Consider the following 26,122-nt stretch of genomic DNA (forward strand, 5'->3'; position numbering starts at 1 on the left):
GCCCCTCCCACAGGTCGTTTGAAGCCTTTGGATCAGGACGCCAGCTGCGCGGCCATGCCGCGACGCCCACGCGCGCGCCGGACCAGGTTGGCTACGCCGTTGCTCAGATCGTCCAGGATCGCGTAGATGGTCGGCAGGAACAGCAGGCTGACCACGGTCGAGAACGCCAGGCCGCCGGCGATCGCGCGTGCCATCGGGTAGTAGGCCGGGCCGTCACCGAACATCTGCGTGGTGGTCAGCGAGATCGGCACCATCGCCAGGATCGCCGTGCCCATGGTCATCATGATCGGGCGCAGGCGCTCGCGCGAGCCTTCGATCAGCGCCTCGGTGCGGGCAAGGCCGCGCCGGCGCAGGTTGTTGATGTGCTCGATCATCACGATGCCGTTGTTCACCACCACGCCCATCAGCACCAGGATGCCGATGAAGGCCATGATCCCGAAGCTGGTGCCGGTGATCCAGAACAGCCAGAACACGCCGAACACCGAGAACAGCACGCCGCTCATGATCGCCACGGGAAACAGCAGCGATTCGAACATCGCGGCCATCACCACGTAGATCATCACCAGCGCGATCAGCAGGTTGAACAGCATCTGCTTGCTGGCCTGATCGTCGTCCTGGCCGTCCGCGCCGTCGAAGCTGTAGCGGTAGCCGACCGGGAAATCGACCGCCTTGAGGGTGTCCTCGATCGCCTGCTTGGCTTCCGGCGCGGTGACCTTGGCACCAAGGTTGGCGGTGATGGTCAGCGTGGTCTGCCGATTGGTCCTGGCGATCTGGGTCGCGGCGGCGCGCGGCTGCGTCTCGACCAGGCTCAGCAAGGGCACGCTGCGCCCGTCCTGGGTACGCACGTTGAAGCTGTCCAGGTCTTCCGGCGAGGTCTGCTCGGCGCCGGCAAAACGCACCCACACCGGCACCTCGTTGTCACCGTGGCGGAACTCGCGCAGCGAGGCGCCGCGCAGCGCCAGGCCGACGAAGCTGGCGACCTGCTCGGCGCTGAAGCCGAACGCTGCGGCGCGTTCGCGATCCACCCGCACCGCCAGTTCGGTGCTGCGGTCGCCGCTGTCCACGCGCACGTCGCGCAGTTCCTTGCGCCGTGCCAGCAGCGGCACCACGTCGTCGGCGAGCGCGCGCAGCGCCTCGGTGGAATCGCCGACCAGTTGTACCTGCACGGTCTGCCCGCCGCCGTTGCCGCCATCGCCGCCGTTGCTGTTGCCGACGTGGAAGTCCACCCGCGCCGAACGCGGCAGTTCCTTGCGGATGCGTTCCATCAGGGCCGGCAGGTCGCGGACCTGCTTCAGATCCACGGTCAGCGTGGTGCTGCTGCCCTCCTCCTCGCTGAACCAGGAATACACCTGGGTCACGTGGTACTGCGCGCGCCGCGCATCGATGAAGCGCTCGAGCCGGGTCACTTCCTCGGCCATCTGCTCGCGCGTGTAGGCGCCCTTCCACTGGTAGCCGATGAAGACCTGCTCGCCGCCGTCGCCGCCGAACATGTCCTTCTTGGTCTGCATCATCGGGATCACACTCAGCGCGCTGATCAGCACGATCGCGCAGACGCTCCAGCCGCGGTGCGCCAGCGACCAGGCCAGTACCCGCGCGTAGCGGCGCTGCAGGCGCGGGATCAGCCCGTGCGGGGAATGCAGCAGCGCCGGGGTGCGCATGCGTGCCGACAGCATCGGGATCAGGCTCACCGCCACCAGCCACGACGCCAGCAGCGACACCGAGATGGTGATGGCGATCTGCGACATGAAGATGCTGATGTTGTTGGTCTCGCCGAACAGGTTCGGCAGGAACACGATGCAATGGCACAGGGTGCCCGCAGACAGCGCGATGGCGACGTTGCGGGTGCCGACGATGGAGGCGCGCTGCGGCTGGTCGGGCATGCGCTCGCGCTCCTGGTAGATGCTCTCCACCACCACCACCGCGTTGTCCACCAGCATGCCCACCGCCAGCAGCAGGCCCATCATGGTCAGGATGTTGAGGGTGACCCCGGCGAAATACATGAAACCCAGGGTGATCGCGAAGCAGATCGGGATCGCCAGGGTCACCATCAGGGTCGACGGCCAGTGCCGCAGGAAGAAGAACAGCACCGTCACCGACAGCAGCAGGCCCACCGCGCCGGCTTCGGCCAGTTCCGCCAGCGACGAGGTCACCGCCTTGCCCTGGTTGTCGATGACCTTGATCTGCACGTCGCTCAGCGCCGGCTGCTTGCGGATCTGCTCGACCTCGGCCAGCACTGCGCGCGAGACCTCGACCAGGTTGGCGCTGCGCTCCTTGAACACGTCCAGGCCCACCGCCGGGCGCCCGTCCAGGCGCCGGCCGTAGCTCATCCGGGTCGGCTTCAGCCGCACCTCGGCAATGTCGCCCAGGCGCAGGCCCTTGGGGTCGATGACCAGGTCGCGCAGTTCCTGCAGGTCGCGCAGTTCGCCGACCGGCTGCACCCGCAGGCGCTGGCCGTTGTCGTCGATCTGCCCGGCCGACAGCGAGAAGTTGAGCTTGCCCAGGCGCTCGCTGAGCTGGTTGAGGCTGAGGTTGTGCGCACTGAGCCGGTCCGGGGCGATGGCGATCTCGACCTCGTTCGGCGGCGCGCCCGACACCGACACCTTGGCCACCCCAGGAATGCGCTCCAGCCGGCGCTTGAACTCGCGATCGAGCATGTCGTATGCGCCGGTCAGGTCGGCCGCGCCGGCCAGGCGCACCTTCAGCACCGGCTGATCGCTGCTGGACCACTTGAACACGTTGTAGCGCCGCAGGTCGGTCGGCAAGTCGGCGCGGATCGCGTCGATGCGCTCGCGCGCATCGGAGGCGGCGATGGCGATGTCGCGGTCCCAGTCGGAAAACTCGATGAAGATGTTGGCGCCGTCGGCGGTGGCGGTCGAGCGCATGCGCTTGATCCCGGTCATCGTCGCCAGCGCTTCCTCGGTCGGCCGCACCAGGTTGCGCTCGACCTCGTCCGGAGTGGAGCCGGTGTACGGCAACTGCACGAACAGGAACGGCGCGGAGATGTCCGGCAAGGCCTCCAGCGGCAGGCGAAAGGCGGCGATCAGCCCGACCACCACCAGCGACACGAAGCACATGATGGTGGTGACCGGACGGCGGATGCTGAACTCGGCGACGCTCATGCCGGGGCGCCCTCGCCGTTCTGCAGGCGCTCCTCGCGTTGCCGTGCACGCCGCCCGCGTTCGGCGTAGTACGCGTCGGCGCGGCGGTCCAGGCGGTCGTAGACCACCGGGATCACCAGCAAGGTCAGCAGCGTGGACACCAGCAGCCCGCCGATCACGGTGATCGCCATCGGCGCGCGCACCTCGGCGCCCTCGCCGCTGGCGATCGCCAGCGGCAGGAAGCCGAACAGCGTGCACAGCGTGGTCATCACGATCGGCCGCAACCGCGAGCGTGCGCCTTCGATCAGCGCCGCGCGCTTGGCCACGCCCTCCTCGCGCAGCTGGTTGACCTTGTCGATCAGGATGATCGCGTTCTTGGTCACCAGGCCCACCAGCAGGATCAGGCCGATGAACACCACCACCGACACCGGCTTGCCGGTCAGCAGCAGCGCCAGCACCGCGCCGACCAGCGCCAGCGGGATGGTGAACAGGATGACGAACGGATGCAGCAGCGATTCGAACTGCGAGGCCATCACCAGGTACACCAGGAACACCGCCAGGCCGAACGCGAACAGCAGCGAGCGTGCCGACTGCGCCAGTTCCTCGCCCTGCCCGCCGATGTGCATGCCGACGCCGGCGCCGAGCGGATCGCGCGCCACCATCTCGCCCACCTCGCGCACCGCCGTGCCCAGGTCGATGTCGCGCAGGTTGGCCGAGACGATCGCCACGCGGATCTGGTCGGCGCGGTGGATCTCGCTGGGGCCGGTGGTGGCGACCACGTCGGCGACCGCGTCCAGGGTCACCGGCCGGCTGCTGCCCGGATTGACGATCAGCCGGCGGATGCTGTCGACACTGGCGCGGTCGCTCTGCTGCGCGCGCACCAGCACGTCGATCTTGCGGTCGCGGAAGCTGTAGCGGGTGGCGACGTCGCCGCGCACCTTCTTCACCACCACGTCGGCGATCTGCCGCGTGGTCAGTCCCAACGCACCGGCACGTTCCTGGTCGAAGCGGATCTGGATCTCCGGGAAACCTTCTTCCACCGTGGATTTGACGTCGGCGAAGTGGCCGTTGCCGCGCAGCAGCGCCGCCAGCTTCTGCCCGGCGTGCTGAATGGTCTGCAGGTCCTGGCCGCGCAGTTCGATCTCCAGCGGCGTGGAGAAACTGAACAGCTCCGGTCGGCTGAAACCGACCTGCACGCCCGGATGGTTGCGCATCGTCGCGCGCATGCGCTCGCTCTGCTGCGCCTCGAACTGCGCGCTGCCGCCGCCGGCCATGGCGATGGTCAGCTTGCCGATGTTCTCGCCGCTCTCGGTGGGGTTGGCGTCGAGTCGGGTGCCGCTGCCGCTGACCCCGTACAGCGCCTGCACGCCAGCGTCCTTGCCGTGGACCTCCTGCAGTTCGCGCACCAGCGCATCGGTCTGCCGCAGCGGCGTGCCGGCCGGCAGTTTCACGGTCATCTCGAAGCGGTCCTGCGCCAGCTGCGGGATCAGGTCGGCGCCCAGCAGCGGTGCCACCGCCAGGGTCGCGGCGAAGGCCAGCGCCGCCAGTCCCAGCACCCAGCCCGGACGCGCCAGCGCGCCGGGCAGCAACCGCAGGTAGCCGCGCTCGGCCAGCGCGTACGGCGCCATCGCCAGGGCGCTGGCCTTGCGCATCACCGGCGCGACCACCGCCACCGCACCGCGCCACAGCCGCACGCACAGCCAGGCCACGCCGAAGAACACCCCGCGCACCGCCGCAGCGGCGCCGCGCCGGCTCCAGGCCAGCGGCTTCAGCCAGCCGCGCCGCGGCTGCCAGTGCGGCGGCGCCGGTTCCACCGGGAACGCCAGCGGCGCACGGCCCTTCAGCGAGCTGAGCATCGGGATCAGGGTCATCGACACCACCAGCGAGATCGCGATGGCGATCGCCACGGTCAACGCCTGGTCGCGGAACAGTTGCCCGGCCACGCCCTCCACGAACACCAGCGGCAGGAACACCGCGATCGTGGTCAGGGTCGAGGCGACCACCGCCATGCCCACCTCGCGGGTACCGACGATCGCCGCATCGAGCACGCTCAGGCCGCGCTCGCGCGCCTTGGCGATGCTTTCCAGCACCACGATCGAATCGTCCACCACCAGGCCGGTGGCCAGCGCCAGCCCACCCAGCGACATCACGTTGAGGCTCAGGCCGATCCGATCCATGAAGAAGAACGTGGTCACGATCGACACCGGCAGCGACAGCCCGATCACGAACGTGCTCCAGCCGTCGCGCAGGAACAGGAAGATGATCAGGATCGCCAGCAGGCCGCCGATCACCGCATCCTTCTTGACGTCGCCGATGGCGTGTTCGATGAAGCGCGACTGGTCCTCCAGCGTGGTCAGTTCGGCGTCGGCGGGAATCTGCGCCTGCAGTTGTTCCAGGCGCTTGCGCAGCGCCGCCGCGGTGGCCACGGTGTTGGCGTCGCCTTCCTTGTAGATCGCCAGTTCCACCGCCTCCTTGCCGCCCAGGCGGATGATCGCCTCGCGTTCCTTGTAGCCCTGCCGCACCTGCGCCACGTCCTTGAGCCGGATCGGCATGCCGCCGGCGACGGTGGTGGTCGTGCTGGAGGTCGCGCTCTGCGCTGCCGACGCCGCGGCCAGCGCCGCTTCCGAGCCGGTGGAGGCGGCGATCGCATACATCTGCTGCAGGGCCGCGTCGGCCGCGTTGCCACCGGCGCCCTGAGTGGTCAGCAACAGGTTGCGGATCTCGTCCAGGTCGGCGAACTGGTTGACCGTGCGCACCAGGTAGCGCTGCGTGCCCTGCTCCAGGCGCCCGCCGGAGAGATTGACGTTCTCGTCCTTGAGCCGCGCGATCACCGTGTCGATCGGCATGTTGAGCTGCGCCAGCCGCTGCTGGTCGATGTCGACCTGGATCTCGTCCTCCAGCCCGCCGCCGACCTTGACTGCGGCCACGCCCGCCACCGGCTCCAGCTTCTTCTTCAGGTCCTCGTCGGCGTAGCGACGCAACTGGGTCAGCGCGCGCACCGCCTCGGCATCGGTGTGCGCGGCGGTCTTGCTCGACAGCACCAGGCGCATGATCGGCTGGGTGGAGGGGTTGAAGCGCAGCAGCACCGGCGCCTTGGCCTCCAGCGGCAGCGACAGCGCCTCCATCTTGTCGCGCACCTCCAGGCTGGCCTGGTCCATGTTGGTGCCCCAGGCGAACTCCAGCACCACGTCGCTCTGTCCGGTGCGCGAGACCGACTTGAGCTTGCGCAGGTTCTTGACCACGCCGACGGCTTCTTCCACCGGCTCGGTCACCAGCGTCTCGATCTCCGACGGCGCGGCGCCGGCGTACTCGGTGCGCACGGTCAGCGTTGGATAGCTCAGGTCCGGCAGCAGATTGACCTTGAGCCCGTGCAGCGCGATCGCGCCGAACAGCAGCATGGTCAGCGTGATCATCGCGATGGTCACGCGGCGGCGGGTGGCGAATTCGACCAGGCCGCCGCCGTGTGCAGCGGAAGTTGGCGGTGGGACGTGCGCGTCGGGACCGGCGCCGTGCATCAGCGCGCTCCGGAAGCGGTCGCCGGTGCGGCAGCGGCGACCTCGCGTTGCGGGGCGATCACCTGCACGCGGCTGCCGTCGCGCAGCGCGACCTTGCCAGCGGTGACCACCTGATCGCCGGCCTGCAGTCCCTGGCGGATCTCCACCCACGGCCCCTCGGCATAACCCAGCGTCACCGGCACCCGCGCGACCTTGCCGGCGACCACGCGGAACACCGCCGGCTCGCCATCGTCGAGCAGCGCCAGCCGCGGCACCACCAGCGCATCGGTGCGCTGGTCGTAGTCGATGCGGATGCGGCCGAACATGCCGGGCTGCAGCGCTTCGGCGCCCTCGTCGAAGGCGCAGACCACGCGGAAGGTGCCGCTGCCAGCATCCACCACCGGCGCGATGCGGTCGACCCGGCCGCGGAACTGCTTGCCCGGCAGCGCATCGGCCAGCAGGGTCACCGGCTGCCCGGTCTTGAGCGTAGCCAGTTCGCGCTCGGGCACGTTGAGCGTGGCCTCCAGCCGCGAATCGTCGACGATGCGAAAGATCGGCGTATTGATCTGCACGAAGTTGCCGGTCTTGATCGAACGCGAGGCGATCACCCCGGAGATCGGCGCCACCACCGTGGCATAGGACAGCTCCAGCGCGGCCAACTGGTGTTGCGCGCGCACGTTGGCCAGGTCGTACTTGATCTGGTCGACGTCGGCGGCGCTGACCAGTTGCTGGCCCACCAGTTGCTGCGAGCGGCGGTAGTTGTTCTCCAGCTTGCGCAGCTGCGCCTCGCTCTGCGCCAGCGCCAGCCGCGCGCGATCCGGGTCCAGCCGCACCAGCGGCTGCCCGGCGCGCACCTGCTGGCCTTCCTCGGCCAACACCGCCAGGGCCACGCCGGAGGTCTTGGCGACCACCTGCGACTCGGCGCGCGCTTCCAGCGCCGCGGTGCCGCTGTAGCTGGCCGCCACCGCGCGGCGACTGGCCGCCGCCACCTCCACCGGCACAGCCTCCAGTGCCTTTTCGCTGTCGGCGGCCTTGGCCTTGGCCTCGGCGGCTGGCTTGCAGCCGCCGAGCAGCAGCGTGGTGGTGACCAGCAGCGCGGCAGCGCAAGTGGCAGTGCGGCGCATCAGCGGTCGCGTCATCGTCGTGTCCTTGGTGGATGGCGTGAATGGTGTTGTAGATAAGTAGATCACCAAACAACGTCGTGCCGTATGCCCCAAAGGTCACGGGTCGCCCACCGCCGCCAGTTTCGGAGCCGCGAAAGGTGAGGCTATACTCGGGCCGTTCCGTGTTCCCCCACGCCGGAACCCCAATCCGTCCTCCGGACCACGAAACCATGCGCACGCAGCCGCTAGCCGCTTGTTTTGCTCTGGCCGTACTCGTTTCTGTTGGGGCCGCCCCGGCCATGGCGCAGACCGCGCCGGCGCCCGCCGCTCCCGCCGCCGCAGCCGCGGCGCCCGCCCCTGTGCAGGGCAATGCCGCCAACGGCCGGGTACTCACCTACACCTGCCAGGGCTGCCACGGCGTCACCGGCTACAAGAACGCCTACCCCAGCTACCGCATCCCCAAGATCGGCGGGCAGTCGGCGCAGTACCTGACCCAGGCGCTGACCGAATACCGGCTGGGCAAGCGCAAGCATCCGACCATGCAGGCCCAGGCGGAAAGCTTCTCCGACCAGGAGATCGCCGACATCGCCGCTTTCCTGTCCACCCTCAAGTAGGCCTCCCATGCCGAACGCCGCGCACGCCTTGCGTCCCGCCCTCGTCCTGCTTGCCGCCCTGTGCCTGGGGGCCTGTTCGCAATCGCAGGTGGAATCCACCAGCACCTCCGCCGGCGACCCCGGCCATGCCAGCGGCGAGCACGGCTCCGGCTCCTCCGCCGGCCTGCCCGGCGGGCGCATCGAGGCCGGCGACAAACTGGCCCACGCCAAGGGCAAGGCCACCGGGCAGAGCTGCATCGACTGCCACGGCGCCGACGGCAACGCGCCGATCGACCCGACCTATCCCAAGCTCGGCGGCCAATACGGCGACTACCTCGCGCACGCGCTGCAGGCCTACCGCGGCGGCACCCGCACGCATCCGCTGATGAGCCCGCAGGCGGCGCAGTTGAGCGACCAGGACATCGCCGACCTGGCCGCCTACTTCGGCTCGCGCAGCAGCCAGTTGCGCGATTTGCACGGCGTGAATTGAACGCACCACGCGCGGGGGACCACGCACGCCGTGTGACGTGCGTGGTTGCCTGCATGGTGCGCTGCTGAGCAGCGGCGGCCCGGCCGCACACGGCGCACTCCGGATGCGCGTTCGCACACGCGCAATCCTGTCGCTCCGGCGCCATCCAACGCGAGGGCCCCACATAGGAGCGGCTTCAGCCGCGACCGGGCTTCACCGGGAACGCCCGTCGCGGCTGAAGCCGCTCCTACGAAACAGCACGCCGTGCGCGACAGGTTGTTTGGAGTTGTCTTTCCGCAGCAATGAGCCCGCTCATGGAAAGCCGTGCCGCTGAAGCCGCTCACTCAGTGCAGCCGCGTCGCTCGCATGTGCTGAAAGCAGGTGATATGCGGCGCCCTCTTCTGACACCAAGCCCGCACCCCGCCACTCAACGACTGCCGTTATCTTCCTGCAGCTCGCGCTTGAACGGGACGTTCGGCGGCGGCCGTGCGCCGGCCGGCTGCTCGTTGAGATTGGGATCGGTGATGCTGCAGCCGCCGCCCACCTGCAGGATCGAGATCACGCAGGAAATGCTGCTGGTGGTGCCGGGAATCGGGATCTTCACCGACTTGATGCCGCGCCGCACCCACTCTTCCAGCAGCGTCGCGTTCGGCAGCCAGTACTTGTCGAACGAGGTCGGCGTGTAGTCGTACGGCGGGCGCTTGAGCCACTCGCCCGCCTTTTCGATGCGCTCGCGCGTCCAGGTGTCGGTCTCCGAGCCGGGCGCGCTGCGCGCCGGCGCCTGGTCGTTGCCGCGGCCATCGGCCAGGCGCACGCTGCCGTCGGCATTGAACAGGCCGCCGCCCTTGCTGGCGCCCGCACCGGCATCGCCTGGGCGATTGCGGGCGGCCGCACCCCAGTCGTCGCCGCGCTGCGGCGTGGCCCAGCCGCCGTCGCGGGCGACCGGCGCAGGACCACTACCAGGCGCTGCGGCCTGACTGCCGGGCGGCGCGGTGCCGGCCGCAGCGGCGGTCGGCTTGGCAGTCGCGCTGGCCGCAGCGCCGGCAGCGGCGGCCGGCGCCGGCTGCGGGGTCGGCGCCGGCTGCGGTGTCGGCGCGCTCGCCGGCGTGGTGTCCGGGCTGGCGACCAGGGCAGCTGGCGCTGCCGGCGTGGGTGCGCTCGCGGTGGCGGTATTCGTCGTCGTCGGCACTTCGATCTGGCGCACCTGCGGCACCTCGGCACTGCGCAGCACCGGTGTCGGCACCGGCGTGCGCAGCTGTGGCGCCGGAACCTGCACCTGCGGCAACGGGGCCGGCACCTCGCGTTCGCGCACCTGCACCTGCGGCGCGGCCGGGCGCGGCACCGCGATGTCGCGCGGCCGCAGCTGCGCCACGGTCGGCACGTCGGTGACCACCTCGACCTCGCGCACCGGCACCTGCACGTCGGGCGGCACCACCGCGCGCGGCGTCGGGACCGGCACACGCACGCTCGGCGGCGGCGGCAGTACGAAATCGCGGGTGGGCGTGGGCGTTTCGGTCACCTGCAGCGGCTGTTCCGCTGGCGGCGGTGGTGGCGCACTGGCCGTGGTCGGCGCGGGCACCGGTGGAACGGGTGCCGGCGCTGCGGCCGCTGCCGGCGCAGGCGCTGCCGCGGCGGGCGGCGTCGGGCGCGGACGCGCGGACGCGGCGCGCTGCGCACGCGGCGGCGTCGGCGACGTCGCCTCCGTGGATGCGGCCGCCTCGGCCGGCGCACCACCACCGCTCTCGGCGGGCGTGCCGCGGCCGACGAATTCGACCTGCACGCGTCCGGCTTGGTCCGCATCGGTCAGCGGCGGCAGCCAGCGCACGAACGCCACCCACAGCAGGAACACCGCGAACAGCAGATGCAGCAACAGGCTCAGCAGCACGGCGATGCGCCGCCACCAGCGCTGGTCGTACGGCGCCGGATCCCAGTGCTGCCACCACAGGCGGCGGAACGCCTGCCACAGCGGCAAGGCCGGCAGACGCGTGGTCACCGGCGGCTGCGCCGGCGGCAGCGCCGCAATCAGCTCGGGGGCGGCGAACGGCCGCGGCACGGCGGGTTGCGCCGCGATCCAGTGCGCCCATGCGTATGGCAGACCGGTGCGGCGGTCGCGCAGCAGCTTGCGCGGCGTGCGCGCCAACAACACATCAAGGATGTCGGTGGCGCGCGTCACCGGCAGCGGGACGTCAGGCGGCCGAATCGCGCGGAATGTAGGGAGCGCTGCCGCTGTCGTGGTCGGTGGCGTCGCGTACTGCGGTCACCCCCGGCACGCGGCCCATCAGCGTCTTCTCGATGCCCTGCTTCAGGGTCACGTCGGCCATGCCGCAGCCGTGGCAGCCACCGCCGAAGCGCAGCAGCACCACGCCATCGGCGGACACTTCCTGCACCGCCACGCGGCCGCCGTGCTGGGCCAGCTGCGGATTGACCTCGTTCTCCACCACCCAGCGCACCCGCTCCACCAGCGAGGCCGCTTCGCCCGGGGCTTCGCCCTTGATCTTGGGCGCCTTGATGGTGAGTTGCTGGCCGGTGCCCTGGGTGACGTAGTCGATTTCCGCGCCGTCGAGCCAGCCGACGCTGTCGGCCGCCACGTACAGGGTGAAGCCGGCGCAATCGATCGCCCATTCGTCGCCGGCCAGGTCCGCCGGCTCGGCGAACTCCAGCCGCGCATCCGCGCGCGGGGTGCCGGCATCGACCGCGCTCAGGCGCACGCCCATGCCGGGCACGGCCTCGCGTTCGAGCAGCTTGCGGAAATGGGCCTGTGCGTTGTCTGAGATCTGGATCATGCGGCTATTCTAGACCCTTCCACGCCCTGCGCTCATCGCGGGCGGTATGTTGTCCGGCCCTGTCCGTTCCACCGCAGAGACCCTTCATGAACGACCTGATCCCCCTCGCCCAGGCCCATTGCTCGCCCTGCAAGGGCAGCGAGTACAAACTGACCCAGGCGCGCGTCGCCGAACTGCTGCCGCAGGTGCCCGGCTGGGAGGTCGTGGAGAACGGCACTGCGATCAGCCGCACCTTCCGCTTCCCCGACTATTACCGCACCCTGGCCTTCGTCAACGCGCTGGCCTGGATCGCGCACCGCGAGGACCATCACCCCGACCTGGGCGTGCACTACGACCGCGTGGTGGTGCGTTACTCCACCCACGACGTCGGCGGCCTCAGCGAGAACGACTTCATCTGCGCCGCCAAGGCGTCCGCCCTTCCGGAATGACCCCGATGACCGCTACCGCCCGCCGTCTGCTCCCCCTGGCCTGCCTGAGCGCTGTGCTGCTCAGCGCCTGCGGCCAATCCCAGCAATCCCAGACACACACCGTGGCGCAGCCGCCGACCGAGGTGGCCGCGGTGAAGACACCGCCGCCGGACTACCCGATCGACGTGGCCTGCGCCGGACTCGGCGGCACGGTGGTGCTGAAGGTGGTGGTCGGCGTGCAGGGCAAGCCGACCGAGGTGGACGTGGTCACCGGCAGCGGCCAGGCCAAGCTCGATGCCTCGGCGCAGGAGGCGGTGCGCGGCTGGACCTTCAAGCCCGCCACCCGCAACGGCCAGGCGGTGCCGTGGACCATCCAGGTGCCGGTCAACTTCAATCCGCCGCAACCGCGCCCGGACCGTTGCTTCGCGTTGGACGCGCAGGCGCACAAGGCCGGCTGACCCACGGGCGCGCGCCGCGCGCCTTCACGCGACACCCGCAGCGCGCCAGGTCTGATCGACGCCTCTTCTTCGGAGCCGCCGGCGCATGCTGGACATCCCACTGCACAACGTCCTGGTCGCGCTGGCCGTGACCCTCGGCGCCGGCCTGGCCACCGGCCTGGGCAGCGTGCTGGTGTTGTTCAGCAAGGGACCCAATCCGCGCCTGCTCGCCTTCGGCCTGGCGTTCTCCGCCGGCGCGATGGTGTATGTGTCGCTGACCGAGATCCTCGGCAAGTCGATCACCGCCTTCAGCGCCGCCTTCGACCCGCGCCTGGGCCAGGCCTACGCCACCCTGGCGTTCCTGGCCGGCATGGTGCTGATCGTGGCGATCGACCGGCTGGTGCCCAATCCGCACGAAAGCCTCAACAGCCGCGATCCGCTGTTTCGCGACGACAACCGCGCCTACGTCAAGCGCGTCGGCCTGCTCACCGCGGTGGCGATCACCGCGCACAACTTCCCCGAGGGCCTGGCCACCTTCTTCGCCACGCTGGAGAGCCCGGCGGTGGGCATGCCGCTAGCCTTCGCCATCGCCGTGCATAACATCCCCGAAGGCATCGCCATCGCGGTGCCGGTGCACTACGCCACCGGGCGCAAGTCCTATGCCTTCGCCGCCAGCCTGCTGTCCGGCCTGGCCGAGCCGATCGGCGCGCTGATCGGCTACGTCGCGCTGGCGCACGTCCTGTCCGAGGGGGTGTTCGGCGCGGTGTTCGGGCTGATCGCCGGGGTGATGGTGTTCCTGGCCCTGGACGAATTGCTGCCGGCGGCCAAGCGCTACGCGCAGGGGCACGAGACGGTGTACGGCCTGGTCGCGGGCATGGCCACGCTGGCGCTCAGCCTGGTGCTGTTCCGCCTGTCCGCGCCGGTCTGATGGCAGCGGCCGACGCCGGCTGAACGCGCGCTCGCTGGCCTGCGCGACAGCGCTGCGCAGAAAGGTCGCAGACACCCAAGGCGGCGCATGCTGCGGCCACCTTCGCCCCGCTCGATGAGGTGTCGCATGGATCTCCGCCCCTGTCCTCCGGCCAGGCTGGCCCTGTTCACCGCCCTGAGCGTGGTGGCGCTGGGCGCCTGTCAACGACAGGATGCGCCCGCACCCGCGGCCCAGGCCGATGCGCCGGCCCCCGCCGCAGCGCCCGCACCTGCACCCTACGTCCCGCCCACCGCCGATCAGCTGTATCAACTGGTCGCGCCGATCGCGCTGTTCCCGGACAAGCTGCTGGCGCAGACCCTGGCCGCCTCGGTGTATCCGGACCAGGTGATGTCCGCGCAGGACTGGCTGCGCAACAACCGCACCCTGTCCGCCACCGACCGCCTGCAGGCGGCCGCGGCGCAGCCCTGGGATCCCAGCGTCAAGGCGCTGACCGCCTTCCCCGACGTGGTCGACCAGTTGGCCGGCAACGGCGACTGGACCCGCGCGCTGGGCGACGCCTACGCCCACGATCCCAACCAGGTGCTGGACGCGGTGCAGGTGATGCGCCAGCGCGCGCAGGCACAGGGCCACCTGCGCAGTACCCCGCAGCAGCGCGTGCAGGTGGTGCAGCGCACCGTGGTGGAGCCGGCCCCGGCCTATGCCGACGCGGTGCCGCCGCCGACCCGCACCATCGTGATCGAACCGGCGCAGCCGGACGTGGTCTACGTGCCCCGCTACGATCCCGACGTGGTCTACGGCGCACCGGTCAACGTCTATCGCGAGTACCGTTACCGCCCGCCGCGCCCCTACTACGACACCGGCGACCTGGTCACCGCCGGCATCATTTCGTTCGGCGTCGGCGTGCTGGTCGGCGATGCGCTCGAACATCACCACCACAGCGTGTTCGGCTGGCTGGAACCGGCGCCGCCGTGGCACAGCTGGGGCTGGAACAACTGGGGAGTGAACTGGAACGCGCCGCCGTCGGCACCGAACTACGTGGTCTACCGCAACAGCGTGTACGCGCCGCGCACCACCATCATCAACAACCACTACGACAACCGCAGCTACGTGCACAACGACTACCGCGGTGCGCCACCGCCGGCCGCGCCGATGGGAGGTCCGGGCGGGCAGCAGGCCTTCGCTGGCGCGCGTGCGCCGGCGGGCGCCGCGATGGCCGCCGCGGCGATGGCGGCGCGTGCGCCGGCAGCTGCGTTCGGACCCGCGCGGGCCCAACCCCCGGCGATGCCGCAGACCATGCCGCATTTCACCAACCAGATGCTGCAGGCCGGCCGCCCGGTGGCAGCGATGCCACCGCCGGTGCAGCGCCTGCCAGCGCCGGGCACACCGGCAGCGATGACGGCCGTGCGCGACCAGCGTCTGCTACCCGGTTTCGCCCAGCGTGCCGCCGCACCGCAACACAGCGTGGCGATGGCGCAGCCGAATGCACCACGCACGGCACCGTCGATGCCGGTCCCGCAGTTCCATGGCCGGCCGGTGCCGCAGGCGCTGACGCCCAACCAAGCGCCGCGCGAGGCCATCGCCAATCGCGGCATGCCGGAAGCGCGATTTGCGGAACCGCCGCGGCGCGGCGACCCGGGCATGCAGCCGTCCGGTTTCGCCCGCGAGATGGCACGCACGGAGCCGCCGCGCCAGGCACTGCCGAGCGAAGCCCCGCGCGCCCAGGCCTGGCATGCGCCGGCGCCCCAGCATGAGGCGCGCGCGCAGGAGATGCCGCGCGAGACCATGCGCGCGCCGATGCCGGAACCGCGCCAGGAGCAGCGTCAGGAACAGCACCAAGAACAGCGCGTGGCCCGGTTCTCCCCACCGCCGCGCATGCCCGAGCAGCGGCCGGCCGAGTCGCATCCGGCACAACGTCCGGCACCCGCGCACCACGACGGGCACCACGATCACGACCATCACGAAAGCTGAGCGCAGCGCGGGGGCGGCAGCAGGCCGCTCCCGCGGGCCTGGCTCAGCCGAGGCGGTTCAGCGCCTCGGCCAGTTCGTCGGCCAGCGGTGCGTTCAATAGATAAGGTGTCTTGCCGTCGTCCAGGCTGAACTCCAGCGAGGCGGCATGCAGGAACAGGCGCTTGAGCCCGATCTGCTCGCGCAGGCGCTTGTTGACCGCCGGATCGCCGTACTTATCGTCGCCGGCGACCGGATGCCCGAGATGCTGGGCATGCACGCGGATCTGATGGGTGCGGCCGGTCTCGATCCGTACCTCGCAATAGGAATGCCCGCCACGCCGCTCCAGCACCCGAAAGTGGCTCAGCGACGGCTTGCCGGCCGCGTTCACCTGCACGTGGCGCTCGCCGCCCTGGCGCAGGCCGATGTGCAGCGGCGCGTCCACGCTCATGGTGCCGTCGGGCATGCGCCCGACCAGCAGGGTCAGGTAGCGCTTGCTGATGCCGCGGCCCTGGACCCGGTCGTCCTCGCGCATCAGCGCCTGCAGTTCGGTCAGCGCCGAGCGCTTCTTGGCCACGATCAGCAGCCCGGAGGTGTCGCGGTCGAGCCGGTGCACCAGCTCCAGCGACTGATTGGGACGTAGCGCACGCAGCGTCTCGATGGCGCCGAAACTGATCCCGCTGCCGCCGTGGCTGGCGACGCCGGATGGCTTGTTCAGCGCCAGCAGCCGCGCGTCCTCGTAGACGATCGCCGCCTCGAGCCGGGCCATGAACGCGTCCGGCGGCGCGCTCTTCTCGCCCTCCTCGGTCAGCCGCACCGGCGGGATGCGCACCTCGTCGCCGGCCTCGAGCTTGCGCTCGGCCTTGGTGCGGCCGCCGTTGACCCGCACCTGGCCGCTGCGCATCAGCTTGTAGATCAGGCTGCGCGGCGCGCCCTTGAGCTGGCCGAGCAGGAAATTGTCTACGCGCTGTCCGGCCCTGTCTTCCGGGACCTTGAGAATGCGCACCGCGCTGGTCGCGACATCGCGCAGCTTCGGAGGGATCGGGGGGGAAGTCATCAGGCAGTTTATTCTGTTACACTCGGGGGGCGAGATAAGGGTTTGATTTCGTTGGAAGTTAGTTGAGGGCCAGAAGCCCGGCTTACGACGATTCCGGCACAGTGCGCGACCACCGCCCCCGGGGCGGCCATGTTAGCGGCTCACCGGCCTACCCGGCCATCGCCGGATGCCGCAAGCGTCCGCGCTGAACATGCCCCGTGCGGCGCCCAGCCTGGCTGGAGTCGCCGCCGGTCCTGAACCACCTAAAAGCAAAAAGCGCTCCCGCGGCTCGCCGTGGTGTCGTAGCGCTGGAAACCCAAGACGCCCACCCCGCGCCTGCGCGATGGGCGACGAAGCGTGACCAGAAGCGAAACCCCATGGCGTTCCGCGCGGTAGCAGCGCGAGGAACGCAACAATGAAGCGAATGCTGATCAACGCCACGCAGGCAGAAGAACTGCGTGTGGCCATCGTGGACGGCCAGACCCTGTACGACATCGACATCGAGCAGCCGTCCAAGGAACAGAAGAAGTCCAACATCTACAAGGGCCGCATCACCCGGCTCGAACCCTCGCTGGAAGCGGCCTTCGTCGAATACGGCGGCGAGCGCCACGGCTTCCTGCCGCTGAAGGAAATCTCCCGCGATTACTTCCAGGCCGGCGTCGACCACAACAAGGCGACGATCCGCGAATTGCTGCGCGAGGGCCAGGAAGTCGTGGTGCAGGTGGACAAGGAAGAGCGCGGCAACAAGGGCGCGGCCCTGACCACGTTCATCTCCCTGGCCGGCCGCTACATGGTGCTGATGCCGAACTCGCCCAGCGCCGGCGGCGTCTCGCGCCGCATCGAGGGCGAGGACCGCGCCGCGCTGAAGGAAGCGCTGGACAAGCTGAACATCCCCGACGACATGGGCGTGATCATCCGCACCGCCGGCGTCGGCCGCGATGCCGAAGAGCTGCAGTGGGACCTGGACTACCTGCTGCAGGTATGGAAGTCGATCGCCGAGGCCGCCCTGGCCAAGCCGGCGCCGTTCCTGATCTACCAGGAATCGCGGCTGATCATCCGCGCCCTGCGCGACTACCTGCGCGCCGACATCGGCGAGATCCTGGTCGACACCGAGGAGATGTACGGCGACGCCAAGGAGTTCATGCAGCAGGTGATGCCGCAGAGCCTGCGCAAGCTCAAGCACTACACCGACGACATCCCGCTGTTCAACCGCTTCCAGATCGAGTCGCAGATCGAGGCCGCCTACGAGCGCAGCGTGCGCCTGCCCTCCGGCGGCTCGATCGTGGTCGACCAGACCGAGGCGCTGACCGCGGTGGACGTCAACTCCTCGCGCGCCACCAAGGGCAGCGACATCGAGGACACCGCGTTCCAGACCAACCTGGAGGCGGCCGAAGAGGTCGCGCGCCAGCTACGCCTGCGCGACCTCGGCGGCCTGGTGGTCATCGACTTCATCGACATGGCCTCCAACAAGCACCAGCGCGAGGTCGAGAACCGCCTGCAGAACGCGCTCAAGTACGACCGCGCGCGGGTGCAGATCGGCCGTATCTCGCGCTTCGGCCTGCTGGAGATGAGCCGCCAGCGCCTGCGTCCGTCGCTGGGCGAATCCAGCCAGATCGTCTGCCCGCGCTGCGACGGCCACGGCCGCATGCGCAGCGTCGAGTCGCTGTCGCTGTCGATCATCCGCGTCGCCGAAGAGCACGCGATGAAGGAGAACACCGGGCAGGTGCTGGTGCAGGCCCCGGTGGAGATCGCCAACTACCTGCTCAACGAGAAGCGCCGCGCGCTCAGCGAGATCGAGAAGCGCCACGACGCGCCGATCGTGATCGTCGCCGACGAGCAACTGCACACCCCGCACTACGAAGTGACCCGCCTGCGCGAGAACGAGCTGGGCGAGGAAAGCACCAAGCCCAGCTACCAGCGCGGCACCCCGCGCAAGCTGCCGGTGCACGCGCTGACCAAGGCGCAGCTGAACATCCCGGCGCCCGCGGTGACCAATGTGAAGCACTCGCAGCCGGCCCCGGTGCGCGAAGTGGTCGAGGAACCGGTGGCGGCACCGGCTCCGACGCCGGTCGTCGCACCGGCCCCGGTCGCGCCGCCGGCCACCGGCGTGGTCGGCTGGCTGAAGCGCATCTTCGGCGCTGGCGACAGCCCGGCCCCCGCTCCGGCCGCCGCCGAGCCGGCCCAGCGCCAGCGCCCGCAGGACGGCAACCGCAACCGCAACGACCGTGGCGATCGCAACGACCGTAACGCCCGCCGCGACGGCAACCGCAACGGCGGCCAGGGCGGCAATGCCGCACGCGGCATCGGCAACAACGGTGGCGGCAACGCGCGCCGCGACGAGCGCCGCGCCAGCAACGGTGGCGCCGCGCCCGCCGGGCAGCAGAACCAGCAGCCCAAGGCGCCGCGCAACGAGCAGGCCGCGCAGCAGGCCAAGCCGCAGCAGCAGCCGCAAACGCCGAAGCCGCCGAAGCAGCAGCAGCCGCAGAACCCGCCGCGCCAGCCGAAGCCGCAGCAGGAGCCGGTGCCGGCCGCCGCGCAGGGCGACAAGCCGCAGCGCCAGCCGCGCGCCGACGAGGCCGTCGCCAAGCAGCAGGCCGCGCCTGTCGCGACCGCTCCGGTGACGCCGGCGCAGGACGCCACCACCCTGGCCGCCGCGGCGGTCGCCGGTGGCGCGATCGCCGCGACCCAGGAGCCGGCAGCGGCCGTCGAGGCCGCCACCCCGGCACCGGTGCAACCGGCACCGGCCGCCGCCGCAGACAGCATCGACGCGCGCGAAAGCGCCGCGGAAACCGCGCAGGCCGTGCCCGCTGGCGAAGGCGCCGAGGGTGAGGACGGTACCGGCGACGCCGGCGGCCGCCGCCGTCGTGGCCGTCGCGGTGGCCGCCGCCGCCGCCGTGGCAATGGCGAAGCCGGCGCTGCCGGCGATGCCAGCGGGTTGGACGATACCGACCTGGATGCCGGCGACAGCGACAGCGATGGCGAAAGCGCGCAGGCGCCGAGCCGCAGCCAGCCGGAGTTCGACTTCGACGACGACGCTGCCTCCGACGCGCCGGCGCCCAAGCCGCAGTCGCCCGTGCAGGAAAAGCGCGAGCCGCAGGAAAAGCGTGAGCCGCGTCGTGAGCGTCCGGCTGCTGTCAGTGCACCAGCACCGACCGATGACGCAGCCCAGGCCCCCGCGCCGATCACCGCCGACCCCGTGCCTGCGCCGGCCACCGCACCGATGCAGCCGGCCGCTGCCGATGCCGTGATCGCATCGCCTGCGCCGACTGCACCGACCGCTGCAGCGCAGGGCGTCAGCGCTGCCGCCGTGGCCCACGCCGATACCGTGGTGGCTGCGGCACCGGCTCCGGTCGCCGCGACCACGCCGGTTGCGCAGGAGACTGTCGCCGCCGAGCGCGCGGCATCGCCATCCGAGCCTGCAAGCCCGGCCGTCGCGCCGGCTGCGCCGCAGCAGCCGCAGGCGGTCGCCACGTCAGTCGAGAAACCGACCGCCACCGCCGCCAAGGCACCGGTTGTGGAACCGGAGGCCGCGGATGCCACGGCGACGGTCGAGGATCCGGCGAGCGTGACTGCACCGGCGACGGCTACCGTCGCGCCGAGCGCGGCGCCGACGACCGCGCCCGCCGTTTCCGCGGAACCGCGTGCCGAGGAAACCGCGCCGGTCAAGCCGGCCTACGCGCCGGTGCAGACCACCCTGCTCGACGCCTTCGCCGAGGCACCGGCGCAGGTCTCGCAGAGTGGCGAAGCAGCGGCCGCGACGCCGACCGAGCCTGCATCGGCGCCCTCCGCGAACGACAGCAGCGCCGCGGTCGCCACGCCAGCCGCGCCGACGCAGGCGCAGGTCGCGGCTGCAGACGAGGCGGACAAGAAGGAACGTGCCGCCGCAGCTGCGCAGGCCACAACGCATGCGCCGCATGCCGCGGACAAGGCGGACGGCGACGAGCACAAGGATCGCGGCTGATCCAAGCGCGTTCCGTTGCAGCATGAAAAAAGCGGCCTTCGGGCCGCTTTTTTCATGGTCGGTGCGCAGCGCGCGCAATGCGGTAGTTCAAGGCGATCGCCTGCATGGCGAGATCTTCAGCGCCTCCTGCTCGCTCTGCCATCCCGTAGGAGCGGCTTCAGCCGCGAGGCTTCACCGGTAACGCCTCGTCGCGGCTGAAGCCGCTCCTACGAGACCGCGTGATGGGTGGCGCGTGAGATGCGTGGAAGGCGATCGACCGGAGTGTCATGAAGACGCACCAACACAGGCGTGTCGGCGGGAGGCTCGCGCCAAGTCCTGGGCGATGCATGCGCGCACAGCGCGGCGCGCCTCCATCCACCGCGCTTGCGCCAAGCCATTCCATGTAGGCCCAGCCATTCCAACCGCGACACTCGCGAATGCCATTCGTCGGCGAAGCCGGCGGACACATGGTCGCAGCCAATCCACATCGAACAGGCCTGCTCGTTCGCGCAAGCACAACGCAAGAGCGGCCCGAAGGCCGCTCCCATGCAGTCCGACCAGTCCCGGCGATTAAAGCGGGTGCGCCGGATCCAGCAACCCGTATTGCGTGGCCAGGCGCGCCAGGGCGATGTTGTCCTGGATCCCGACCTTCTCGAACAGCCGCGCCTTGTGCGTGTTGACGGTCTTGGCGCTGAGGCTCAGGCGCTTGGCGATGTCTTCCTGGCGCAGGCCGCGGGTCAGCAGCAGGGCCACTTCCAGTTCACGCGGCGACAGCGCGTCGAACGGCGAACCTCCGCCCTCCAGATTGGCCAGCGCCAGGTTCTGCGCGATGTTGGCGCCGAGGTAGCGCTTGCCCATCGCCACGTCGCGCACCGCGCGCAGCAACTCCTGCGCGTCGCCGGCCTTGCCCACGTAGCCGGACGCACCGGCTTCCAGCAGGCGCTTGGGCAGCGGACCGTCTTCCAGCACCGAGACGATGATGACCTTGGTGCCGTGGTCGCCCTTGACGATGCGCTCGGTGACTTCCAGCCCGCTGACGCCGGGCATGTGCAGATCGCACAGGACGATGTCCGGCTTCAGCTGGCGGATCTGCGGGAGCGCATTTTCGCCGCTGTCGGCCTCGCCGACGATTTCGATATCCGTTTGATTCGACAGGATCAGCTTCATGCCCGTGCGGACAAGAGCGTGATCATCGACCAGAAAAACCCTGATGGCCATCTCGTATAACCCCAACGCAGCGGATACCGCACCATCCAGCCTATCTGCGTGAATTATTCAGGGCAAGACGAATTCGTAGACAAACGACGACGCTTCACGGGGTGCTCATTCACACCTCGCGAAACGTCATGATGTCGTCATCAAAACCCTGCCGAGCTTACTCAAGGCTCGGCACGCAGGGTCGAGTGACCTGCCTGCGCTTTCCTCGGAAGGCGCGCGACGGTCCCTGCGTCAGGCCGAGGCCAGTATGCTGGCGCGGAGGGGAAAGCGTTATCAGGACAATCCTGATCTCACGTCAGAATTATCTGACCCTCGCCCTTCTCGCTCCCGGACACTCCCCACCGCGGATTCCCGGACAGAGCCGGCGAAATTTTCCGACAACCGGCTTGGGAAATGGCCGACGCGCGCCATCGCACTTAGTACGACCACGACGCGCTTGGCCGCCTGCTGCACACTGCCCGGATGAACATGATCCGCCCCTACGTCACCCAGGACCACGCCGCCTGCCTGGCGCTGTTCGACAGCAACGTCCCGCAGTTCTTTGACCGCAGCGAACGCGCCGCCTTCGAGCGCTTCCTCGAACAGGACGTCGGCACCTGGCACTATCTGGTCATCGTGCGCGCGGGCGCGGTCGTGGCCTGCGGCGGCCACGCGCTGAGCGCCGACGGCCGCGTCGCCAGCTTCGGCTGGGGCATGGTCGACCGCCTCCTGCACTGCCAGGGCCTGGGCCGCGCCTTGACCGAGGCACGGCTCGACGCCTGCCGGCGCAGCGCCGGCGTAACGCGGATCGAACTGGACACAAGCCAGCACACCCAGGCGTTCTACGCGCGCTTCGGCTTCGGCGTCGAACGCGTGATGGCCGACGGCTATGGCCCGGGGCTGGACCGTTGGGACATGGCGCTGGACCTGGATCGCCTGCTCGCCTGCTGACTCGCCGCGGCCACCGGCATGCGCCAAGCTGCAGTGCGCTCGGCCATGGCGGCCCTTGGCCAGGACGAAAGCAGCAACATGCCCCGCTGCAGGCAAGGCCTGCGACCAGGACGAAAAAGCACACACGCAGGCGGCGCACTGCGCTCGGCGCATCCGATCGATGCACTGATCGCCGCCGCCCCCACGCACACGCACTCAGCCGCGCGCCACCGCGCAGATCGCCTCGATCAGCAGGCGCTCGCAGCCGCGCGGCAGATCATGGCCCATACCCGGCACGGGCAGATACCTGGCGCTGGGAATCGCGTGCGCCGTGTCCTCGCCACAGGCCGACAGGATCAAGGGATCGTCACTGCCGTGAACGACCAACGTGGGCGCGGCGATGGTGGCCAAGCGCGCGCGCCGATCGCCGGCCGTCGCGACAGCCGCCATCTGCCGTGCCGTGCCGCCCGTGCCACGGCAACGCGCCAGTTCCTGCAGCAGCAGCTTGCGATGGGCTTGAGCATCGAACGGATACCGCCTGCCCGCGAGCCGGCGCGCGAACGCCAGACGCGCTCGCAGATAGCCGTCCAGATCGTGCGCGGGATCGGGTTCAGGCGCCGACATCAGCGCCATGACCTCCGGCGTCGCCTGTGGCAGCGCGGGGTTTCCCGTGCTCGACATGATCGAGGTGAGCGACAGCACCCGCTGCGGATAATCGCTTGCCAGTATCTGCGCGATCATGCCGCCCATCGAGCGTCCGACGATGTGCGCACGCGCCACGCCCAGCCCATCGAGCAGTCCGATCGCATCGCTGGCCATTGCGGCGAGCGTATACGGCGTCTCGGGCCGTCGCCCGGCCCGCAGTGCGGCGGCGAGTTCGGCGAAATCCGGCACTGCGCACGTGCTGAAGTGAGTGGAGGCTCCGGCATCACGGTTGTCGAAGCGGATGACGCGATAGCCCCTGGCTGCCAGCCGCGTGCAGAAGGAGCTGGTCCAACGAATCATCTGCGTCCCCAATCCGGAGATCAGCAGCACCGCCTCGGCATCGGCATCGGCATCGCCCACGCTGTCCCAGGCGATGTCGAGGCCTTCGACGCGTACGCGTTGTACGGTGCCGATCGCTCCAGCATCGCCGATCATCCGACAGAACACTCGGACAGTGGCAACAGGCGCGCGTCCTGCAGCGCCGCAGTGCGATGCCCAAGACCGGCGAGATACGCGGGATGGCTGGCGAAGCCGACGAACGCCGCCGGACTAGCTTGCCGGATCAGCATCGCCATGTCCCAGCGCTCGTCGTCGGGGCCGATCAGGAACGGACCGCCGCGACCGAGGAACAGCAGGTCGCCCGCGCTCGCGCGCAGATGCGGCAACGTATGCCGGATGTAGCGATCGAACGCCTGCGCGCCGCTGATGGGCACGGCGGGTGCCAGTTGCGGATGCTGCGCGTAATCGGCAACCTCGCGAAATCGCAGCAGGTTGAGCATCACCAGCGACGCAGTCATGCCGCTCTGCAGGAAGCTGCGACCGGCGTCCTGGGTCGGTTCGAGATAACGCGTGCGGCCCGGGTCATGCATGCGGCGCTCCAGATATGGGGGGCGAAGACGCGCCAGCGGGGGCATCGAAGGCGAGGCGCAACGCATATGCGCGGACATCCGCAGGCCAACCGGCGATGCGGTGTTCCAATGCGGCGCGATCGTCCGCAAAGAGTGCGCGCAGCGCCTCTTCGTAACCGGGCAAATCGCCGGCCAGCGCCTGCATGAAACGATATGCGCGCTCCTGCGCAGCGCGGCGCTGCTGGCGTGGCTGCGTTGCCTTGCGGGCCTCGTCCACCAGCCGACGCAGCACGGCCGAGGCACCACCGGGCTGCGACGCCAGCCATTCCCATTGCCGCGGCAACAAGGTCACCTCGCGCGCGACGACCCCCAGCTTGGGGCGTCCGCGGCTTCTGCCGTGTCCCCCCGCGTCCGGCACGACGGCGGCGACGGCGCCAGAGCCGTCGCGTTCGGTGGCGGAGGACGGCGGTCGCGACCACCGTGCCAGAACCTCCGCATCGCTGCCCCGCACATCGAGATCGACGATGCCGCCGCTGGCGTCGTCGAAGATCAGCAGCGTCTCGCCCGCCAGTACCGCGCGCTTTGCAGCCAATGCGACCTCGCCCAGCGGCCCGGCCATCCACATGCGGTGGCCGGCGAAGGCGGTACAGGGCATTTGCAGGGGATCGGGCATGGCAGACACGCTGGAAACGTTCGGCAATTTATACCCGGGTAAAATTTATCCGTCAACGACGTCCGCAGATCGCTTCGTTGGGTCGACACGCGCTGTCGAACGCGGCCCCGCTCTTCGCCGCGCCGCATTCGTCCTCATGCGGCGAGCGCATAGCGACGGCAGTGCTCCAGATAGCCGGCCTCGTGGTGGCCGGCGAGCGCGACCACGCTCTCCCAGAGCCACGACGGTGCGTCGATGGCCTTGCGCCGATCGGCGTTCAGCAGTTGGAGCCACCCGGCGCGCGTCCGCGGCTTCACCTGCCGCGCATGCGCCTTGCCGACGACGAAGGCGAGATAGCGTGCCGAGCGCACCGCCTCGGCGTGGTTGAACTGGTCGACTTCGAGTTTCAGATCGCGCGGCGAGAGTTCGCGAATGAACAGCGAGCGGCCCAGCATGTGCACCGGCATCATCCGGCTGCCCAGGTAGGGCGACAACGCCCGCGCCGCGGCGGTGACGCGTTCGGCGTTGTCCGCCGGCATCCGCACGTCGGGCGCCGCCGGCGCGATCGGCGCAACCGCCTCCTTCAGATCGACCAGCGCATAGGACCAATGGCCCTTGCCGGTCTTCAGCGCGACGATCGCCGCGTAGCGCAGCAGGCCCAGCGAACTGCAGCCCTTCATCCAGTACGCCGCATCGACCAGGCGCACTTCGCGATCCTTGGGTTTCCCCTTCAGCGACAGCACCATCTGCGCCACCTTCGGATCGGCGAACAGCCGTTCCAGCGCCTCGCGCTCTTCCGGCGCCAAGGCCCAAAACTTCTCGCCAAGCGGGATGCGCGGCTCCACCGCCTGCAGACGCTCCTTGGCCAGATGCCGCCAGCGCCGGCCGAAGGCCTCGCGGCGGATGCTGCGCACGGTCTCGGGTTCGGCGCCCGGATGCTCGCGGGTCGGGTCGGCGATCGCCGCGCTGTAGCCGTCGATCATCGCTTCCATCATCCGCGCCGTGGTGACGCCGGGCAGGTCCGAGCCGCGCGCCGCGGTGGCCAGCGACAGGCCCAGGCGGATGAGATCGTGCGCGGGGTTGCCGATCACGCCCTGGTCGAGGTCGCGGATCTGGATTTCCACGCGCCCCTCACCGTCGGCGACCGGGCCCAGATTGCCGAGGTGGCAATCGCCGCAGATCCAGATCGCCGGCCCCATCGGCACGCGTCGCGCCGCTGGCGACGCTGCCAGCCATTCGTAGAACCTGGCGGTATTGCCGCGCACGTAGGCATGGGCGGAGCGGGCCATCTTCAGGGTGCGCTTGTCTTCGAGAATCGCGGGGCGTTCGGCGAGGCTTGGCATGGCGGGGAGAACCGAAGCAATGGGCGTGGAGGTCACGCGCGGCGGCGCAGACGCTAGCAGAGCCGAGCGGAATGGTCCGTGCACGGCGGCCGCGGCGGCAACGCGCTCCGTGTCTCCGGATCACGCGCGTTCGAGGCGCATGCAATCGAGCGGCGATATCGCGCGACTTCGCAAGGTTTCTCTGTTCCGTTGCAGCCGCTGGGCGAGCCTGCAGC

At 70.0% G+C, this 26,122-nt stretch carries 19 protein-coding genes; 8 read left to right on the forward strand and 11 right to left on the reverse strand.

Features of this window, described 5'->3' with window-relative positions:
* Nucleotides 1–32 precede the first annotated feature (32 nt).
* Genes RAB71_RS11970 through RAB71_RS11980 form a run of 3 tightly spaced genes read right to left on the reverse strand, consistent with a single transcriptional unit; the run spans nt 33 to nt 7,731 of the window.
* Nucleotides 33–3,119 carry an efflux RND transporter permease subunit gene (locus RAB71_RS11970; RefSeq protein WP_010342882.1) on the reverse strand — a complete coding sequence of 1,029 codons (3,087 nt, stop codon included), beginning with the start codon at nt 3,117–3,119 and terminating at the stop codon, nt 33–35.
* Nucleotides 3,116–6,613, reverse strand: coding sequence for an efflux RND transporter permease subunit (locus tag RAB71_RS11975; RefSeq protein ID WP_010342881.1), 3,498 nt, complete (start codon nt 6,611–6,613; stop codon nt 3,116–3,118). The genes RAB71_RS11970 and RAB71_RS11975 overlap by 4 nt, the downstream gene beginning before the upstream one ends.
* Nucleotides 6,613–7,731: an efflux RND transporter periplasmic adaptor subunit gene (locus tag RAB71_RS11980; protein ID WP_010342880.1), complete on the reverse strand. Its 1,119-nt coding sequence runs from the start codon at nt 7,729–7,731 to the stop codon at nt 6,613–6,615. Before RAB71_RS11980 ends, RAB71_RS11975 begins: the two co-directional genes overlap by 1 nt.
* 194 nt (nt 7,732–7,925) lie before the next feature.
* Between RAB71_RS11980 and RAB71_RS11985 the strand changes: the two genes are divergently transcribed.
* Nucleotides 7,926–8,309, forward strand: coding sequence for a cytochrome c (locus tag RAB71_RS11985; protein WP_026143839.1), 384 nt, complete (start codon nt 7,926–7,928; stop codon nt 8,307–8,309).
* Nucleotides 8,310–8,316: 7 nt separating this feature from the next.
* The gene (locus RAB71_RS11990) at nt 8,317–8,778 is read left to right on the forward strand and encodes a cytochrome c (RefSeq protein WP_010342878.1); all 462 of its coding nucleotides are present in this window, start codon (nt 8,317–8,319) and stop codon (nt 8,776–8,778) included.
* 406 nt (nt 8,779–9,184) lie between these two features.
* Here RAB71_RS11990 and RAB71_RS11995 read toward each other — a convergent pair whose 3' ends face one another.
* Both RAB71_RS11995 and RAB71_RS12000 read right to left on the reverse strand, forming a co-directional pair.
* Entirely contained in the window at nt 9,185–10,930 is a 1,746-nt protein-coding gene (locus tag RAB71_RS11995) for a transmembrane repetitive protein (RefSeq protein ID WP_104609485.1), read from the reverse strand.
* 13 nt (nt 10,931–10,943) lie between these two features.
* Nucleotides 10,944–11,540, reverse strand: coding sequence for an NfuA family Fe-S biogenesis protein (locus tag RAB71_RS12000; protein ID WP_010343876.1), 597 nt, complete (start codon nt 11,538–11,540; stop codon nt 10,944–10,946).
* 86 nt (nt 11,541–11,626) lie between these two features.
* On the opposite strand from RAB71_RS12000, the gene RAB71_RS12005 reads away from it, so the two are divergent.
* The 4 genes from RAB71_RS12005 to RAB71_RS12020 all read left to right on the forward strand — a co-directional run bounded on the left by RAB71_RS12005 (nt 11,627) and on the right by RAB71_RS12020 (nt 15,280).
* A complete protein-coding gene (locus tag RAB71_RS12005) occupies nt 11,627–11,968 on the forward strand; it encodes a 4a-hydroxytetrahydrobiopterin dehydratase (RefSeq protein ID WP_010343877.1) in 342 nt (113 codons plus the stop codon).
* Nucleotides 11,969–11,973: 5 nt separating this feature from the next.
* Entirely contained in the window at nt 11,974–12,405 is a 432-nt protein-coding gene (locus tag RAB71_RS12010) for an energy transducer TonB (protein ID WP_010343878.1), read from the forward strand.
* 85 nt (nt 12,406–12,490) lie between these two features.
* Nucleotides 12,491–13,312 carry a zinc transporter ZupT gene (gene zupT, locus RAB71_RS12015; RefSeq protein ID WP_010343879.1) on the forward strand — a complete coding sequence of 274 codons (822 nt, stop codon included), beginning with the start codon at nt 12,491–12,493 and terminating at the stop codon, nt 13,310–13,312.
* Between the two features lie 126 nt (nt 13,313–13,438).
* Nucleotides 13,439–15,280: a DUF3300 domain-containing protein gene (locus RAB71_RS12020; protein WP_104609486.1), complete on the forward strand. Its 1,842-nt coding sequence runs from the start codon at nt 13,439–13,441 to the stop codon at nt 15,278–15,280.
* Between the two features lie 43 nt (nt 15,281–15,323).
* Here the strand turns inward: RAB71_RS12020 and RAB71_RS12025 are convergent, their stop codons facing one another.
* Nucleotides 15,324–16,313 (reverse strand): RluA family pseudouridine synthase, encoded by a 990-nt coding sequence (locus RAB71_RS12025; protein WP_010343882.1) that lies wholly within the window; start codon nt 16,311–16,313, stop codon nt 15,324–15,326.
* A 394-nt stretch (nt 16,314–16,707) separates the two neighbouring features.
* On the opposite strand from RAB71_RS12025, the gene RAB71_RS12030 reads away from it, so the two are divergent.
* Entirely contained in the window at nt 16,708–20,253 is a 3,546-nt protein-coding gene (locus RAB71_RS12030) for an Rne/Rng family ribonuclease (protein WP_104609487.1), read from the forward strand.
* A 549-nt stretch (nt 20,254–20,802) separates the two neighbouring features.
* On the opposite strand, the gene RAB71_RS12035 is transcribed toward RAB71_RS12030, so the two are convergent.
* Nucleotides 20,803–21,450, reverse strand: a complete 648-nt coding sequence (locus RAB71_RS12035) for a response regulator (RefSeq protein WP_010342586.1) — start codon at nt 21,448–21,450, stop codon at nt 20,803–20,805.
* Nucleotides 21,451–21,912: 462 nt separating this feature from the next.
* Here RAB71_RS12035 and RAB71_RS12040 point away from each other — a divergent pair, with 462 nt between their 5' ends.
* Nucleotides 21,913–22,380: a GNAT family N-acetyltransferase gene (locus tag RAB71_RS12040; RefSeq protein ID WP_010342585.1), complete on the forward strand. Its 468-nt coding sequence runs from the start codon at nt 21,913–21,915 to the stop codon at nt 22,378–22,380.
* A 195-nt stretch (nt 22,381–22,575) separates the two neighbouring features.
* On the opposite strand, the gene RAB71_RS12045 is transcribed toward RAB71_RS12040, so the two are convergent.
* From RAB71_RS12045 to RAB71_RS12060, 4 genes are all read right to left on the reverse strand, one after another.
* Nucleotides 22,576–23,499, reverse strand: coding sequence for an alpha/beta fold hydrolase (locus tag RAB71_RS12045; RefSeq protein WP_010342584.1), 924 nt, complete (start codon nt 23,497–23,499; stop codon nt 22,576–22,578).
* Nucleotides 23,496–23,861 (reverse strand): DUF1330 domain-containing protein, encoded by a 366-nt coding sequence (locus RAB71_RS12050; protein WP_234006574.1) that lies wholly within the window; start codon nt 23,859–23,861, stop codon nt 23,496–23,498. Before RAB71_RS12050 ends, RAB71_RS12045 begins: the two co-directional genes overlap by 4 nt.
* Nucleotides 23,862–23,925: 64 nt before the next feature.
* Nucleotides 23,926–24,585 (reverse strand): DUF2239 family protein, encoded by a 660-nt coding sequence (locus tag RAB71_RS12055; protein ID WP_029562029.1) that lies wholly within the window; start codon nt 24,583–24,585, stop codon nt 23,926–23,928.
* Nucleotides 24,586–24,719: 134 nt separating this feature from the next.
* Nucleotides 24,720–25,907, reverse strand: a complete 1,188-nt coding sequence (locus RAB71_RS12060; RefSeq protein ID WP_010342581.1) for a DUF2252 family protein — start codon at nt 25,905–25,907, stop codon at nt 24,720–24,722.
* Nucleotides 25,908–26,122 lie beyond the last annotated feature (215 nt).

Origin of the sequence: Xanthomonas sacchari (assembly GCF_040529065.1) — a bacterium.
Classification (GTDB): domain Bacteria; phylum Pseudomonadota; class Gammaproteobacteria; order Xanthomonadales; family Xanthomonadaceae; genus Xanthomonas_A; species Xanthomonas_A sacchari.